The following is an 18,388-nucleotide window of genomic DNA, read 5'->3' on the forward strand; positions in this document are numbered from 1 at the left end:
TACTATTTATTCTTTTTTAATTATTATCTTGAAGAAGATTTATTTTTAATAAAAATTAAGATTGCTATTAATGATATAAAAGAGATATTAAAAAGCACTGAAATTGGTACTAAAGAGTCCATTATTTTTTGTTTAGTAGAGGTATTTAAAAATAATAATGATAAGAAAATCTCAATGGGAAAAATATATATACATAATTTTTCCCTATTTATTTTAGTTAAATCATTTATAATAAAAGTTGAAAAATAATAGTTAGTGGAAATTAATTTAAATACTACTATACTCCATAGAAACATAAATATGGCTCTAAAATTATTTACTATGGGTATTTGCACACTTTCAGCAATCATTATAAAAGAATAAATATTTTTAGGAACTATGTCGGATCCTAAGAAAAATATTGTAATAAAAACAACCCAACTATATATTACAGTAGTTAATGTTACTGCTTTCAATCCACAAATTTTCATACTATTAGTATTTTTAACAAAGGGGTGAATCAAAAGAAATAGTTCAATATTAGCAAATCCATAAGCAGTTTCTTTACTTCCTTTCAGTATATCTATTATTCCAACCTTAAAAATAGGCATAACATTTTTTATACTTCCATATTTTAAAGCTAAAAAGGAAAAAGATAGGGTGCATATAGTAAGGTAAAATGCAGTTTCATTAATTTTTCCTAATACCTTTAGTCCCTTATAAGCTGCATATGCTGATATCCCAATAGTAATAATACTAATCTTAATTTTATCTAAAAATGCTAAAAAGTATACTAGAGAAATATTAATAAAGTCTGATGTAACAGTTCCAGTATATATAAAGAAGGGTATGAGAAAAATAAAATTTAATATGCTTCCAAGCAGTTTACCAAGATATTTTTTATTTAATTGTAAAATGGTATCCTTAGGATGTTTTTTAATAATGTAACTTCCAACAAGTATAATATATAATGGATATATACATCCAATTAAAGCGGATATCCACGCATCCTGTTTGGCTATTCTTATAATAACATAAGGTAACTTTAAAAAGTAAGCTCCCATTGTAATACCAAATATTAGAAAAGTTACTTGGCTAGATGTTAAAAGGCTATTTTCCTGTTTATTCATTTCTTTTCACCATTCTCTTCATAAAGTTACCTTTTCTCCTAGGATTATCATTTGGTATAGTTTCTGGTCTTTTCTTCATAGTATATAAGGGGTATCTTATAAAAGTATCTTCCATATCATGTTTATTAAAACTCAAATAGGGAACTCCAAAACTTTTTAATGAATAAAGATGAACTAAAATAATATACCAGCCAGCTGCTATTCCTAAAAAACCAGCCATATTTGCAAATATTAGCATAGGGAACCTAACAAGTCTTATAGCAAGAGACATTTGATAATTTGGTATTAAAAATGTAGAAATAACAGTAACTCCAATAACAAGCAAAGTTGTTGGGCTTACTATTTTAGATTGTACAGCGGTGTTACCTATAATTATACCTCCTACTATACTTAGAGTTTGTGCTATTTTACTAGGAAGTCTAAGACCGCCTTCTCTTAAAAATTCTACCATAAGCTCCATGGCTATTATTTCCAAGAATGGTGGTAATGCTATACCTTTTCTAAACTGAACTATTGGATTAATAAAATTAGTGGGTATAAGCTCAACATTGAAAGATATAATACTTAGATATAAGGATGGAAGTGTTATAATTATAAATATGGCAATAAAACGAATAAGTCTTCCAAAGGATGCAACTAATGGTCTTGTATAATAGTCTTCTACACCTTGAATAAATTCTATAAATAATGCTGGAACTGTAATAACATAGGGTGTTCCATTTAATAAAATAGCAATTCTTCCTTCCATCAAGTTTGCTTCTACAACATCAGGTCTTTCTGTGGTGTAAAATTGCGGGAAAATTGAATATGTGCTATCTTCCATGTATTGTCCAATCATACCTGTATCAGTAACAAAATCCACATCTATAAGATTAATTTTTTCTATTACTTCATTAACTATATCTTTATCTGCTATATCTTCAATATAAATCACTGACAAAGAAGTTTGAGAGCGTTTTCCTACAACAAAAGATTCTACAACTAAATTTTTATCTTTTATATTTCTTCTTAATATACTTAAATTTGTTTCTAGATTTTCAACAAATGCTTCTCTTGGACCTCTAACAGCTGTTTCATTTGTAGAATCAGAAATAGAACGATATTCTCCACCAGTGGTATCAACTATAATAAAATTTTTAATTTTGTCTATAAGTATAACTGTTTTTCCACATTTAATTCCTTCAATGGCTTTATTAACATCATTTTCAACAGAGGTACTACACATAGGAATGTACTTTTTGCATATAAAATCTGGAGTGGCTTCATCTGTAGTTAAGTCTATATCTACATGAAGCATTAAAGGATTTAATACATCCCTATCCAAAATATTTTTATCTATTAAAGCATTATTGTAAATAATAGCACAATTTAAAAATGAAGTACTTTTTCCAATATAAAAGTTTTTTATTACTACAGGGCTTTTATTACCTATTTCAGTTGCAATAAAGTCAATATTTTGCTTAAGATTATTACTTACCATATATATCACCTATTTAAACATTTTTAACAAATGTTGTGCTTTTATTCAGTTAATATAGAAAATGTTCCTATTTTTAGTTCGCATAAGATGGATGTACTAAATTAATTAAAATTTAGGAAGAAATTTTCAAAAGGTAATATAGTATTGTAATAAAAAAGATGATACCATAAATCAAGGTATCATCTTAATTACTATTTTTCAATATTAACTAAGGTATCATTATTTTTTGACCAACAAAAATTAAATTAGGATTTTTAATATTATTATATTTTACTAGCTCTTTATAATCAACATTATGTTTAGCTCCTATTTGGGATAATGTGTCTCCATTTACTACTATATAAGTTGTGGATTTCTTTGTTTCAGTAGTTTTAACAGAGCTATTTTTTGAAGGTATTACAAATTTTTGCCCTACATATATTAATGATGGGTTTTTAATATTATTTAATTTTAGAATTTCCATATATGAAACACCATACATATTAGCTATTTTTATAAGTGTATCACCAGATTTTACAACATATACAACATTATTTTGTGTTGGCTTAGTTGGTTTAACTGGCTTAGTTTGGTCAGTTGGTTTTTGAATTGGCTTTTTAGCTGGTTTTTTAATTCCTTTAACCATTTTCATACGTCCATCTACTTTAGCTGTTTTGGTTCCATATTTATTAATATATTTTACAAGAACTTCATCTTCTTGTTCAAATTCTGCTAAAACTTTACCAGATTTAAGCATTTCATAACCATCGCCACCTGCTGCAACAAATTCATTACAAGCTAATTTATAAGTTTTATTTAATTCAATTGATTTTCCGTTAAAGTTAACTTCACAAATTCTATTACCAGCTTTTTTATCAGGATCAAAAGTTACATTTATTCCTGATACATGAAGGAAGCCTCCAAAAGTTTCTGGATATAAGTGAACACTATTTTCTAATGCTTTAACAATATCAGAACCTTTAACTTCTTTTAGAACAACTATGCTTCCAAAAGGTAATACTGTAATTATATTTCCTTTTGTTACATCTCCAGTTTTAATTGATGTTCTTATGTCTCCACCATTTACAAAAGCAATATCTGCGCCACTTACTTCTCTCATTGCTTCAGCCATTAAGTTTCCTAAGTTTGTTTCTTTTGTTCTTACATTTGCTCTTTCACCATCTAAGTCTATATCTGTTTTAGTTACAACTACTGATGTGATTTTTTCATTTTCCTTTTCTATAGCTTGTACAGCTTCTTCTATATCTTTATCCGGTACTATTGTTGTTGTTGCTTCCTTACTGAGAAGAGAGGCTTTCTTTTCTACTACTTTTCCATCTTTTATTTTGATATTTGCAATTCCTAAATTTTTATCATAATCACCAGTTTGAACTATTAAAGTATTATTTACCACTTTACCTTCTTTAAGTGTTGTATGACTATGACCATCTACTATTATATCTATACCTTGTACTTGTTCTGCTACTTGAATACTTGTATAATTTCCTTCTACGCCTAGATGTGTTAAAGCTACGATTACATCTACCTTATCTTTAAGTTCACCGACTATTTCTTTTGCTGTTTTTACTGGATCTTTAAATGTTAATCCTTCAGTATTTTTAGGATGAGACATAACAGCTGTATTTGGAGTACTTAATCCAAATATACCTACTTTTACACCATTCATTTCTTTGATTATATATTTATTTGGCAGTAATGTAGAATTATCTTTCTTTACAATATTAGAAGTTAAAATTGGAAATTTAGCTTTTTGTGATAATTCTACTAGTCTTTCTTTACCATAATTAAAATCATGATTTCCTGGAACCATAGCATCATAACCAATTTTATTCATAAGATTAATTATACTTTCACCTTTTGAAATTGATGCAATAGTTTGCCCGTGTAGGGTATCACCTGCATCTAATACTAAAACATTTTTATTATTTTTTCTAAGTTCCTTTATTTTTGTTGCAATTTTTGAAAAACCCATGCCAGCATATTTATCTTCTTTAACTCTTGCATGAGTATCATTAGTATGTACTAATGTAATATTAATCTCACCATTATTTTCTACTGCTGTAACAGCCTGTTCTGCTAAAGCTTTTGAGGGTGTTAAAAAAGTAAATACCATCAGAAGAACTATAAGAACTGACTGCCAATTCTTAAGTTTCTTAAAATTAAACACAAAAATCACTCCTTAATAAATTTTGATTTTTGTATAAAATAAGAGATTAACTATGAATTATAAAAACTTTGAGCTAATATTTGTCTTATTTTACACTATAGTATGAATTATACAATATTTAGGATATAATGTAAATAAACTGTTAATAAAAGTTTAATTTTAAGACAATAACAAATCTTCTTTTTCATTTTGAAGAAAAAGAAGATTTGTTAACTTTATCTTTTATAAGACTTTTTGTACTTATACATCCACTTCTTGTACAGATCAGGATATTCCTTCTTTAATATTTTCATAAACTCTGGAAGATTTCCCGATTTATCTAAAGTTTTTAATATTTTATAAGGATAACTAACCTTTTTTTTAAATACATTTCTAGGATCTATTACTTTTATGTTCTCATCAGATTGTATAAAAATATGTGAGGATCTTATATCCAACTTTTTAAAGCCGTCATTTTTGAAACTTTGTATAAGTTTAACTATATTTATAGCCAGAGTTCTAGAAAGTTTATGGTTTTTTAAATATTTTTTAATGCAGGTTCCTGGTACATATTCCCTTATCATACATATGTTATTATAGGCATAGATTCTAGGAAAGTGAGGATTATGTTTTACACTTAATAATATTTTAGCTTCTCCTTTACAACCTTTAGGTGAATTATATATTTTAATAACCCTCTTTTTGTCTGGAAGCAGATATACTCTTCCTTGAGCTCCCTCTCCGATAGGCTTGCATTGTCTTAGATCAACTCCTAAATATTTGTTATAAAAATTATTCATTTTTTCACCTCGGTCAATAATCAATACTATAGTATATTACATAAGTGGGAGAGAGGTGAAAATAAAAAGTGATGAAGATTTATCAATATGTATAAAAATGTAATATTATACCATTTGTCTTAGGGGTAAATGATATAATGAAAGGATTATATTGGGATGAATGTATAATATAATCCCTTCATTTATTAAAAAAGTTCATAATCTATTTATATTTTTAATCTACTAATTAAAAATTTTGTCCTTAAATGTATTTGCAACTATTGCATCAACCAATGCTATTACCACAAGCATGAAGCTTTGCTTTAAGACTATAACTGGAAACAATGCGAAGATAAGACTAGATAGTAGTACACAATACATAATGCTTCCACTTAGCTTATAAAGGGTGGTCAATAATATACTTACTCCTACTAAATATGCTGCGAATTGAGCATAAAACTGTGGCAATATAATAAATTGTGGTATATAGATAAGCGGCAAAAACCATAAGGACCAAAAAAGTCCTGTTGTAATAGAGGATTTCCAAAAACCATTTTTTTCTTCATTAGCTGGTTGCAATAGTCCTCTCCAACCAATTTCTTGAGAACCTAGTATCACTATCATCAGAGGAAGATAGCGAAAAAAATCTATAGGATTACCATATTTATATACACCTTTCAAAAGGATGGCAAAACCATAGTGGGCAATTAGAAATAGTGGTATTAAAAAAATAGATTTTGGAGATTTAATTATTTTTAACTTAGCTATAAATCCTTTTATTCCACCTAGGTGTTCTTTATTTAAAGCATGTACAATAAATGTTGAAATAAGCGGACCTAGACATCCAAGAAGAAAGAGGGCTTGATAAAGAGAATTAGTAAATATATAGTTAAATGCAATTTCGTAGTAAAGGATTACTCCAAAACATATATAACTTATCATAAAGGATATTAATAAAAATTGATTAGAACTTTTTTTCAATGTTTGTCCTCCAATAACTTATATTTGGTCGGTGAGTGTAGAAAATTCTAACCTTATATTACCATATATGTATATAAAAAGCACTAGCTTTATTATTTTAAATTTACCAAATAAGTTCCATTTTATAATATCATTAGCATTAATATATGTCTGATATTATAAGTAGTGAAAGGCACAAAATAATTTATAAAGAATAAGAATATTAAGAAAATATAAAAAATTCATTGACATTTCATTTCCAGTATTATACAATTAAGGTGGTCGGTGATGTATGATGCATCATGTATAATATATAATATGTGTTTGATTTACAAGGAGGAGTTTTATTATGAATTATATGGATTTAAGTAAGTACCCTGCAGAACCTTTTAAAATTAAGAGTGTAGAGACTGTAAAAATGATCTCAAGAGAAGAACGTGAAATTGCTATGAAGGAAGCTGGATATAATACATTCAACTTAAAATCAGAGGATGTTTATATTGACTTACTTACTGACTCAGGAACTAATGCTATGAGCGATAGTCAATGGGCAGGAATGATGATTGGTGATGAAGCTTACGCTGGTAGTAAAAACTGGGTGTATCTAGAATCTACTATCAAGGAACTATTTGGATTTAAACACGTTGTTCCTACTCATCAAGGGCGTGGTGCAGAAAATATTCTTTCAACTATAGCTATAAAACCTGGACAATATGTAGCTGGAAATATGTATTTTACAACTACTAGATATCATCAGGAAAAAAACGGTGGTATTTTCGTAGATATTATCAAGGATGTAGCACATGATGCTTCAGCAAATGTTAAATTCAAAGGCGATATTGATCTAAATAAACTTGAAAAGTTAATAGAAGAAAAAGGTGCAGAGAATATAGCATATATATGTCTTGCTGTTACTGTAAACCTAGCAGGTGGCCAACCAGTTTCTATGGCTAATATGAAAGCAGTTAGAGAAATTACAGCAAAACACGGAATTAAGGTATTCTATGATGCTACTAGATGCGTTGAAAATGCATATTTCATTAAGGAACAAGAAGAAGGATATGCAAACGTTTCAATTAAAGATATAGTGCATGAAATGTTTAGTTATTCTGATGGTGCTACTATGTCAGGTAAAAAAGATGGTATCGTAAATATCGGTGGATTCTTAGCAATTAATGATGAAGAATTATTTGGAAAGGCTAAAGAAATAGTAGTAGTTTACGAAGGTATGCCATCATATGGTGGTATGACTGGTCGTGATATGCAAGCTATAGCAATTGGATTTAGAGAAGCAATGCAATATGAATATATAGAACATAGAATAAAACAAGTTAGATATCTTGGAGATAGATTGAAAGAAGCAGGGGTTCCTATAGTTGAACCAGTTGGTGGACATGCGGTATTTTTAGATGCAAGAAGATTCTGTCCACATTTAGATCAAGAGCAATTCCCAGCTCAATCACTAGCCGCTTCACTTTACATTGATTCGGGCGTTAGATCAATGGAACGTGGTATAGTTTCAGCAGGTAGAGATGTTAAGACAGGTGAAAATCATAAACCAAAATTAGAAACAGTTAGGCTTACTATTCCAAGAAGAGTTTACACTTATAAACATATGGATGTTGTAGCTGAATCAGTTATAAATCTATATAAACATAATAAAGATATAAGACCACTTAAATTCACTTATGAACCTGCACAATTAAGATTCTTTACTGCAAAGTTTGAGTATGCAGATTAATTTGAATAAAAGTTTATATATCTATATTATCGGGCATAAAGCCTGATAATATAGATATATAATAAAGAGATATAATCAATTAAAAATACTACTTTATAATAATTAATGGTATAAGGGTAAAAATGGGGGGAATATGGGAAATCAAAATACTAATAAATTTGGATCCAAATGGGGATTTATATTAGCGTGCGTAGGTTCTGCTGTAGGCATGGCCAATGTTTGGGGATTTCCTTACAAATTGGGCAGCAACGGTGGAGGAGCATTTTTAATAGCTTATCTTATATTTATAGTCATTTTTAGTTATACAGGACTTTCGGCAGAATATGCAATTGGGCGCAGGGCAAAAACTGGTACAATTGGTGCTTATGAAAATGCATGGAAATCTGGTGGTAAGGAAAAAATCGGAAAGTACGTAGGATGGCTTCCACTTGCTGGTTCTATGTGTATAGCAATAGGTTATGCAGTAATTATTTCATATGTACTTAAGGGTTTTACTCAATCTGCTACAGGCAGTCTTATGACTGTTGATACAGGCGTGTGGTTTGAATCATTTGCTATGACAGATTACTCAGTTGTTCCATATCACATAATAGTTGTTATTGGAACATTGCTTACATTAACACTTGGTGCAGACAGTATTGAGAAATCTAATAAGGTTATGATGCCGCTGTTTTTTATACTATTTCTAATTCTTGCTATTCGTGTAGCTTTTTTACCAGGAGCAATAGAAGGATATAAATTCATGTTCATTCCTAGATGGGAAGCATTAGGAGACCCTATGGTTTGGATTTGGGCTATGGGACAAGCATTTTTCTCTTTATCTGTAACTGGTAGTGGGATGATTGTATATGGTGCGTATCTCTCGGATAATGAAGATATTGTAAATGGCGCAATAAATACTGCTGTATTTGATACAATTGCAGCAATGGTAGCAGCATTAGTTATTATACCTGCTTGCTTTGCATATAAGGTAGATGTTGGTTCAGGTCCCGGACTTCTTTTTGTAACTTTACCTAAAATATTACAAAATATACCATTAGGTAGATTATTTGCAATAATATTATTTACAGCGGTAGTATTTGGTGGAGTAAGCTCTCTACAAAACATGTTTGAAGTAGTTGGAGAATCGCTAATGTATAAATTTCCTAAATTAAAACGTATTCCTATGTTAGTATTACTTGGGGTAATTTGCTTTGGTGTAGGCATTAATATGGAACCTATATTCAAATGGGGACCATGGATGGACCTTGTATCTATATATATTATTCCAATTGGAGCAACATTAGGTGCAATATCTTGGTTCTGGATTATGAAAAAAGAAGATTTAATTAATGAAATTAATTTAGGAGCTAAAAATAAACAAGGAAATCTATGGTATAATGTAGGAAAATATGTTTATGTACCATTTGCAACAATTTTGTGTGTAGTTGCTTTATTTATGAAAGTAGCATTTTAAAATCTAATTAATTTAGTAGCAAATATCAAATATTAAATAAATGAGGTGGAATGACACTCCACCTCATTTATTTACATAATAAAGGATTAATGATATAATGTTAAGTGTATAATATGTTAAAAAATATATAATATGATAAATTATTTCATTTTGCCTAATAAAGAATATAGGAGCAGTGCCGTGCTAATCAACAAAAAAACTTTAAGTGATCAAATTTATGATATATTAAAAATGGAAATATTAAAAAGAGAGATTCCTTTTGGCTCAAAGCTCGTTAATAGGGTATTACAAGCGAGATTTGGAGTTAGTTCATCTCCTATTCGAGATGCTATAAATCGTTTGAATCAAGATGGGCTTGTTACATCTATAGATAAATCGGGAGCAACAGTGGTTGATTTTGATTACGATTTTTTTCTTGAGGTTAACGAGATACTTCTATATGTAATTAACACTGGTGTAAAATTGTCTTTCGAGAAATCTGACACTGAAGAAGTATGTAAGCATTTAGAAGAGTATTTATCACTTCAGGAGAAGTATATAGGTACTGATGAATTTTATGACTATGATTACAAGTTTCATAAGACATTCATTGAGTACTCTAAAAATACTAGATTAAAAAAGATTTTTAAGGAATATAATGTTCTTCATGAAATGCTTGTTAGAAATTATTATGAGCCAGAGACGTTTCAAATTCAGGAAGACAGTATTAAAATGCACAAGCAAATAATAGATGCGTTTAGAGATAAGGATTATAAATTGGCAATGGATCTTACCGAGGAGCATTATAAAGGTGCGGAAAAGATCTTTAAGAAAATCCTTGAGCAAAGGGAAGAAAAAATTGAAGAAGATGATTTTGGTGATTAAACTAAAGTGTTTTTTAGGGAATATAAGAAATGCACTCAGTAATTAATATAAATTAGTTACTGAGTGCATTTTTATTATAGCTTATTTTTAAATAAAATATTTTTATAGGTATGTTAATAGAAGCGATGTTAATACTAATAATATGCCTGGAAACATTAAAATTAATAAATAAAAAGTATTGGAATGGAAAATAAAGAGGGGAGGTGCAGAAGATTTTATGGCTCTAACTGTACAAGAAGCTCTAGAACTTGATATATTGAAAGGATTTGAGGTTATTGCAGGAAAAAAAGGCCTTTCAAATGAAATAACAAATGTAGCAATTTGGGATTATGAAATTGGTGATTTAATAGCAAAAAATTTCAGACGAGGAGATTTTGCATTAAGTACATTGGTTGCAATAAAAGATGGACTTGAGGAACTATATGAAATTGTAGAAAGAATGATTGAAGTAGGAGTAAGTTGCTTGGCAATTAAAAATATTTATTTTAATTATATTCCAGATGAAGTGATTAAGCTTGGCAACGAAAAAAATTTTCCTATTATGATATTTAGTGATACATTTACTGAAGATGTAATTGTACATGTTAATAAAGCTATCAATGAGAAAAACGAATATAAAAATTTGGAATTAAAAATAGATAATATTTTGTATGACAATTTGAATGATTCAAGTATAAAAAAAATTGCTCATAATATTAATATAAATTTTAAAGAAAAAAACGTTGTAGCATTTTGTAAGAAAAAGAATAGAAAATTAATAAACAGAAAAGACTTTTTTGATAATGATATGGAACAACATTCAAGCAAAGTTATACCTTATAAAGATGGATATATTTTCATAAATACATTTGAAGAATTAAAACGGGAGAATATAAATGATGTTATTTTAAGAAGGCTAAGGTGGTGTGGATTTACTGAAAAAGAATATGTTATTGGAGTAAGTGGACTACATGAAGATTTAGGAAACCTCAATAATTCTATACAGGAGAGTCTATATGCCTTTAAATATTCAATTACATATAAAAAGGATATTGCATTTTTTAAAGAAATTGGTATCAATAAAATAATTCTGCCCTTGATTGATAGTCCATGGGTATTAAAGTATTACAATGAAGTGATAGAACCATTAATTATGTATGATAAAAATAATGAAACAGAATTGTTAAAAACAGCTGTAAAATACATTGAAAATAATGGTGATATTAAAGCTACTGCAAAAGAATTATTTCAGCATGACAACACTATAAGATATAGAATAGATAAGATAGATAAAATTATGAGTGAAAAGTTTAAAAGTGAACATTTTTATGAGGAGCTTGCTGTAGCTGTTAGAATATATACTTTGTTGAAAAGTCATTTGTAAATTTTACAATAGGATATTATTTCTAATTTAAATTATTACAAATTCCAAGTACCCTCCAATAGTGTAATATTTAATTAAATTTATTTTAACAAATGATGGAGGGTAAAATTATGAAACATTTTAAAATTGCTTGCACTTCAGAGTCTAAAGAGTATTTTTCAACTAATCGAGAGTTAGTTTTAACTGAAAATACTGATTATACGGACGTGGCTGCAGTTATACTAACTGACTCTGATACTAATTTGATTGATGAAGTATACAATACAAAGTTTGGAATACCCATATTTGTGGTAGTAAAGAATACGGACAAGCCTCATAATAAATTAGTAAAAAAAGCATATCGTATAATTGATGGTAATAAGTATGATGCTAATCGCTATAGCAGAGAGATTGAAACCGCTGCAAATCAATATGAAGAAAATGTGTTACCCCCTTTCTTTAAGGCTTTAAGTAGTTATGTAGAAAAAGGACATATACAATTTGATTGTCCTGGACATCAGGGTGGGCAGTATTTTCGTAAACATCCAGCTGGAAGATATTTTTATGATTTTTATGGCGAAAATCTTTTTCGTTCAGATATTTGTAATGCGGATGTTGCTTTAGGTGATTTGTTGATTCATGAAGGCCCAGCAGTAGATGGTGAAGGACATGCTGCAAAAGTATATAATGCAGATAAAACTTATTTTGTAATGAATGGAACCAGTGCTTCTAATACTGTGATTATAAATGCTGTAGTTACTCCAGGAGATTTGGTCTTATTTGATAGAAATAATCATAAATCTGTATATAATGCGGCTTTAGTTCAATCAGGTGGTAATCCTGTATACTTAGAAACTGGTCGTAACCCATTTGGATTTATTGGGGGTATTGATGCTCATTGCTTTGATGAAGATTATTTAAGAGAAGAAATAGCTAAGGTTGCTCCAGAAAAAGCTGGGGAGAAAAGACCATTTAGATTAGCTGTAATTCAACTTGGAACGTATGATGGAACTATCTATAATGCTAGACAAGTAGTTGATAAAATTGGACATCTTTGTGATTATATTTTATTTGATTCAGCATGGGTTGGATATGAGCAATTTATTCCTATGATGAGGGATTGTTCTCCATTATTACTCCATTTAAATGAAAATGATCCTGGAATATTTGTATCACAATCCATTCACAAACAACAAGCTGGATTTTCTCAAGCATCACAGATTCACAAAAAAGATTCACATATAAAAGGACAAAAACGTTATATAGATCATAAGCGTTTTAATAACTCATATATGATGTATGCTTCTACAAGTCCATTTTATCCATTATTTGCATCATTGGATGTTAATGCAAGAATGCAAGAAGGAGAATATGGTAAACGATTATGGGAAGAATGTGTAAAATTAGGTGTGGAAGCTAGAAAATCAGTTATAAAAAATTGTTCATTATTAAAACCATTTATTCCACCAATTGTAAGAGAGAAAAGATGGGAGGAATATGATACAGAAGAAATTGCTAATAATATAGAATTCTTTGAATTCATTCCAGGAGAAAAGTGGCATTCTTTTGATGGATATGGTGAAAAGCAATATTTTGTTGATCCTAATAAGTTTATGCTTACAACTCCAGGAATAAATGTTGAAACTGGTGAGTATGAAGACTTTGGTATTCCTGCTACTATTCTTGCAAATTATTTAAGGGAACGTGGAATTATACCAGAAAAAAATGATTTAAATTCAATATTATTTTTATTAACACCTGCAGAAACTTCAACAAAAATGGACAATCTTGTAGCACAACTTGTTCAATTTGAACAGCTTATAAAAGAAAATGCACCATTAAGTAAAGTATTGCCAAATGTCTATAATAATAATAAAGAGCGTTACAAGGGATATACAATCAGAAGGCTATGCCAAGAAATGCATGATTTTTACAAAAATAATGATGCTAAGACTTGTCAAAAGAAATTGTTTAGGGCAGATTCAATTCCTGAAAGATCAATGACTGCTCAAGAAGCTAATTGGGCATTAAAAAGAAATAATGCTAAGTTAGTTTCATTAGAAAATATTGTTGGAGAAGTAGCATTAGAAGGTGCCTTACCATACCCACCAGGAGTGTTTTGCGTTGTTCCAGGAGAAAAGTGGAATGAAGTAGCACAAAAGTACTTTTTAATATTACAAGATGGAATTAATCAATTTCCTGGTTTTGCACCAGAAATACAAGGGGTATATTTGGAAAAAGAAAATGGCCATGTTAAAGCTTATGGATACGTATTAGATAAAAAGAATTAATTAAATAAAAATTAATTGAATAAGGGGATTATACTATGGAGAAGAAAAAAAATAAAATGAGTGTTTTCCAATTAACAATATTAACAGCTATAAATATGATGGGCTCTGGTATAATAATGCTTCCTACTAATCTAGCCCAAGTTGGAACAATGTCAATTCTTTCATGGCTAGTTACAGCAGGTGGATCTATGGCGTTAGCTTATGTTTTTGCTCAATGTGGTATGTTTAGTCGTAATTCCGGAGGTATGGGTGGATATGCAGAATATTCCTATGGAAAATCAGGAAGTTTTATGGCCAATTATACTTACGGGGTTTCATTACTAATTGCTAATGCAGCAATTGCAATTTCCGCAGTAGGCTATGCTTCAGTATTTTTAGGGGTGTCACTATCTCCTATTGCAGTAGCACTATGTACGATCATGGTTTTATGGTTAGCTACAATACTTAACTTTGGAGGGGCAAAGATTACTGGTCAAATTAGTTCAGTTACTGTTTGGGGCGTAATTATTCCTGTAGTACTTCTTACTGTTTTGGGGTGGTTTTGGTTTAGTGGAAAATTATATGTAAATTCATGGAATCCTAATAATATGCCGTTTTTTAGTGCTGTTGGAAAATCTATATCAATAACTTTATGGGCATTCTTAGGACTCGAATCTGCTTCTGCAAATATGGATGTAGTTGATAATCCAAAGAAAAATGTTCCTATTGCATGTATGGCAGCAACTATTGGTGTTGGAATTATATACATTGTTTCAACAAATGTTATGGCTGGTATAGTTCCAAATGCAAAATTATTGCAATCTAATGCACCTTTTGGATTAGTTTTTTCTACGATGTTTAATCCAGTTGTAGGCAATATTGTTATTGGTTTAATGGTTCTCTCATGCTTTGGATCTTTATTGGGATGGCAATTTACTATTGCAGAAGTATTTAAAAGTTCTGCAGTTGAAGGATATTTTCCTAAAATATTTAGTAAGGTGACAAAAACAGGTACACCAGTTGCTGGAATGATTATTATTACCATTATCCAAACATTACTTTCCTTAATGACAATTAGTCCAAGTTTAAGTAAACAATTCAACTTGCTAGTAAACTTGGCAGTAGTCACAAATGTTATTCCATATTTATTATCTATGGGAGCAATAAGCGTAATACTAAAATCCGAAAATGTACCAGATAAAAAAGTGAAAATTATTAATATAGTTGCTTTGATAGCTTCATTATATAGTTTATATGCTATTTATTCTTCAGGATTTGAACCAATTGTTGGAGGAGCATTAGTAACTTTTGCAGGATGGACACTATATGGCTTTGTTTCTTACCGTTTTGATTTAAAAAAGGATTATGTTACTACTGATATTAAAAGTTAATATTTTATCTAGCGGCATAGCATCCGTTAGCCGCCATTTATTACAAGTGATAGTTATAATATAATATGTGATTATAGTTAATAGCCAGTTAATAATTTTTATTTATAAAAATTATTAACTGGCTATTCTTTCTACTTTAACAGTTGTAACTAAATTTTTCAATACCTTTAGCTGAAGGTTTTCTTTGAAATACTTGAGAAAAATAAAGGAGTTTTAATTAATAGAATTTTAGATTGAAATACAAAAATGGTTAGAGATTACTGTGGAATTGTGTTGATACAAAAAAAATATGGATATATTATAGTATTATTACATAAAATACTAATTCTCCATGGAATTTTGCAGGGAAATACCTAATTTTGTTGAATATACAATATATAAATATAAGTTTTAGGGGGGAGAAATATGAAGCAGGTAAAAAAGATTTTTTCAATGCTTCTAGTTGCCGTTATAATGGTATTCTCACTACAGATTACAGCAAAGGCAACAAATAGCTATGATGAGGTATTGGGAACTGTTGTAGAGGTACAAAAATATGGTAACATCACAATGGATATCAAGCCTAAATCTCTGTATGATGCGGGTTACAAATTAGGTGATATTCTTAAAATTACAGTTGGTGATAATGTACTTAAAATACCTTTCTGTACATCGTATAGTGATGTAAATACAGGAAGTCTTGTAGTACGTGATGACCAGAAAAACAATTTACTTGTTGTTGCAATTAACATGGGTAATTTTTCTACCAAGTATAATGCAAAAATTGGTACCAAAGTATCATTCTCATTATCAGAAAAAGAAGGGTATCTTTCGGAGTATCAGCTTCATCAGTTAAAGCGCACCAATTTACGATCAGATTATGCAGCAGATTCAATATTTGCGAATTTCCGAAGCATTACAACTACTGGAATTAATCCTGGTGTTTTATATAGAAGCAGTAGTCCTGTAAATAATGAGTTAGCTCGTGCAGCTTATTCTGATGCACTAGTTAAGGCTGCAGGAGTAAAGGCAGTACTTAATTTAGCTGATTCAGATGAAGAAATTAAGGGTTATTTCACATCAAAGGATTTCCATTCTAATTATTATAAGTCACTTTATGATGCAGGAAAAGTTAAAGGACTAAATATGGATGTTAATATTGGTGGAGAAGACTTTGGAAAGAAATTAGTTGAGGGTCTTCGTTTCTTAAGCAAAAATGACGGTCCTTATATAATTCACTGCACAGAGGGTAAGGATCGTGCAGGATTTGTAAGTGCTATATTAGAGTCACTTATGGGAGCAAAAATTGATGAAGTAGTGGCTGATTATATGACTACCTATGAGAACTATTACAAAGTTAAAAAGGGTAGTCAGCAGTATACAGCAATAGCAAATAATAATATCATAGCTTCCTTAACCACAATTGTTTGTGAATACAAAAAAGGAACTGACATTTCAAAAGTTGATCTTGCAATAGCTGCAGAGAACTATCTTAAAAGATGTGGTATGACTTCAAATGAGATTACAGCTCTTAGGACAAAGCTTTCAGTTGATTCAATTTATAAAACTCCTAGTGTATCAGGTACAGTTAAACAAATAGAGAAATACGGACATGCGGCAACAGATATCTTAATTAATGATTTTTATAAATTAGGTTTTAAAGCAGGTGATATGGTAACAGCTATATTTGATAATGGTTTTGTACTAGAAGCACCATTTTTAGATGGTTACTATGTAGACAATGGTAAACCTTTGATTCGTGCATATCCAGGACAAACTAATATAGCAGTATGTATCAACTATGGAAAGCTAAATGAGGTAGCTGGAGTAAAGGTTGGTGATAGAGTAACAATTATGCTTAACTCACCAAAGGGTTATCTTACTCAGTATCAGATTCGTAAATTAGTGCGTACTAATAAACGAGCAGATTATTCTTCTGATGAGATATTCGCTAACTTCCGTAATATTACAATGGGAAATGTTGCAAAAGATGTACTTTACCGCAGTTCAAGCCCAATAAATAATGAACTTGGTCGTGCTTCTTATGCAGATAAGCTTATTAAGAAAGCAAAAGTAAATACAGTTATTGATCTTGCTGATTCAAATGATAATATTAAGAACTACCTTAATACAAAAGATTTTGCATCCCCATACTATGCAGAACTTTATAGGAATAATCATGTATTATGTTTGAACATGGGACTTGCTTATGGAAGCAATGAATTTAAAGAAAATGTTATTAAAGGTCTTGTATTTATGTCAGAAAATAAAGGACCTTATGTATTCCATTGTACAGAAGGTAAAGACCGTACAGGATTTTTCGGAGCACTGCTTGGATCTTTAATGGGTGCATCTAAGGATCAGATTGTTGAAGATTATATGCAAAGCTATATTAATTATTATGGTGTTAAAAAAGGCACTGATCAGTACAAGCTCATATCCCAGGATGTGCTTGCAATGCTTAAAGTTATTGCAGGAACTGACAATTTAAATAAAGCAGATCTTAGAGCAGGTGCAAAAAACTATCTTCTTTCAGGTGGTATGACAGATAAACAGATAGAGACATTAAAAGCTAATCTTTCTTTAAAATCCGCAATTTCAAAGAGTGGTAAAACAAAGGAAACAAGTAATACCAATAATAACGTTAAAGAAAATACTAAAGTGGTAGCGTATATAGTTGTTAAGGGGGATTCATTATGGAGCATAGCTAAAAAACAGCTTGGAGATGGTACACGTTATATAGAGATTTATAAGCTTAATAAGAATACCATAAAGAACTCTGACAGGATTTATACTGGACAGAAATTGGTTCTTCCAAGCAAGTAGTATTGACAATTATCTAATTCTATATTTATATACATGAGAGGTATT

The 18,388-nt window shown here is 29.8% G+C and carries 12 protein-coding genes; 7 read left to right on the forward strand and 5 right to left on the reverse strand.

Annotation, left to right across the window (positions count from 1 at the left end; translation table 11 throughout):
* Nucleotides 1–23: 23 nt before the first annotated feature.
* The 5 genes from T514_RS0101485 to T514_RS0101505 form a co-directional block, all read right to left on the reverse strand.
* A complete protein-coding gene (locus tag T514_RS0101485; protein WP_027623146.1) occupies nt 24–1,109 on the reverse strand; it encodes a GerAB/ArcD/ProY family transporter in 1,086 nt (361 codons plus the stop codon).
* Nucleotides 1,102–2,589 (reverse strand): spore germination protein, encoded by a 1,488-nt coding sequence (locus T514_RS0101490; RefSeq protein ID WP_034867837.1) that lies wholly within the window; start codon nt 2,587–2,589, stop codon nt 1,102–1,104. Before T514_RS0101490 ends, T514_RS0101485 begins: the two co-directional genes overlap by 8 nt.
* 208 nt (nt 2,590–2,797) lie before the next feature.
* On the reverse strand, nt 2,798–4,756 hold the full coding sequence (locus tag T514_RS23670; protein WP_051541700.1) for a 5'-nucleotidase C-terminal domain-containing protein: 1,959 nt from the start codon (nt 4,754–4,756) through the stop codon (nt 2,798–2,800).
* 215 nt (nt 4,757–4,971) lie between these two features.
* Nucleotides 4,972–5,535 carry a serine/threonine-protein kinase gene (locus T514_RS0101500; RefSeq protein ID WP_027623148.1) on the reverse strand — a complete coding sequence of 188 codons (564 nt, stop codon included), beginning with the start codon at nt 5,533–5,535 and terminating at the stop codon, nt 4,972–4,974.
* Between the two features lie 222 nt (nt 5,536–5,757).
* Nucleotides 5,758–6,495 carry a CPBP family glutamic-type intramembrane protease gene (locus T514_RS0101505; RefSeq protein WP_027623149.1) on the reverse strand — a complete coding sequence of 246 codons (738 nt, stop codon included), beginning with the start codon at nt 6,493–6,495 and terminating at the stop codon, nt 5,758–5,760.
* 328 nt (nt 6,496–6,823) lie between these two features.
* On the opposite strand from T514_RS0101505, the gene T514_RS0101515 reads away from it, so the two are divergent.
* The 7 genes from T514_RS0101515 (at nt 6,824) to T514_RS0101545 (ending at nt 18,343) form a co-directional block, all read left to right on the forward strand.
* On the forward strand, nt 6,824–8,215 hold the full coding sequence (locus tag T514_RS0101515) for a tyrosine phenol-lyase (protein ID WP_027623150.1): 1,392 nt from the start codon (nt 6,824–6,826) through the stop codon (nt 8,213–8,215).
* Between the two features lie 133 nt (nt 8,216–8,348).
* Nucleotides 8,349–9,671, forward strand: a complete 1,323-nt coding sequence (locus tag T514_RS0101520) for a sodium-dependent transporter (RefSeq protein WP_027623151.1) — start codon at nt 8,349–8,351, stop codon at nt 9,669–9,671.
* Between the two features lie 180 nt (nt 9,672–9,851).
* The gene (locus T514_RS0101525) at nt 9,852–10,535 is read left to right on the forward strand and encodes a GntR family transcriptional regulator (RefSeq protein WP_027623152.1); all 684 of its coding nucleotides are present in this window, start codon (nt 9,852–9,854) and stop codon (nt 10,533–10,535) included.
* 217 nt (nt 10,536–10,752) lie between these two features.
* On the forward strand, nt 10,753–11,898 hold the full coding sequence (locus T514_RS0101530; protein ID WP_027623153.1) for a PucR family transcriptional regulator: 1,146 nt from the start codon (nt 10,753–10,755) through the stop codon (nt 11,896–11,898).
* 110 nt (nt 11,899–12,008) lie between these two features.
* On the forward strand, nt 12,009–14,168 hold the full coding sequence (locus T514_RS0101535) for an ornithine decarboxylase (protein ID WP_027623154.1): 2,160 nt from the start codon (nt 12,009–12,011) through the stop codon (nt 14,166–14,168).
* Between the two features lie 35 nt (nt 14,169–14,203).
* Nucleotides 14,204–15,538: a putrescine-ornithine antiporter gene (gene potE / locus T514_RS0101540; protein WP_027623155.1), complete on the forward strand. Its 1,335-nt coding sequence runs from the start codon at nt 14,204–14,206 to the stop codon at nt 15,536–15,538.
* A 405-nt stretch (nt 15,539–15,943) separates the two neighbouring features.
* Nucleotides 15,944–18,343, forward strand: coding sequence for a tyrosine-protein phosphatase (locus T514_RS0101545; RefSeq protein WP_027623156.1), 2,400 nt, complete (start codon nt 15,944–15,946; stop codon nt 18,341–18,343).
* Nucleotides 18,344–18,388: the final 45 nt, after the last annotated feature.

The sequence above is a fragment of the Clostridium lundense DSM 17049 genome (genome assembly GCF_000619945.1).
GTDB classification, from domain to species: domain Bacteria; phylum Bacillota; class Clostridia; order Clostridiales; family Clostridiaceae; genus Clostridium_AO; species Clostridium_AO lundense.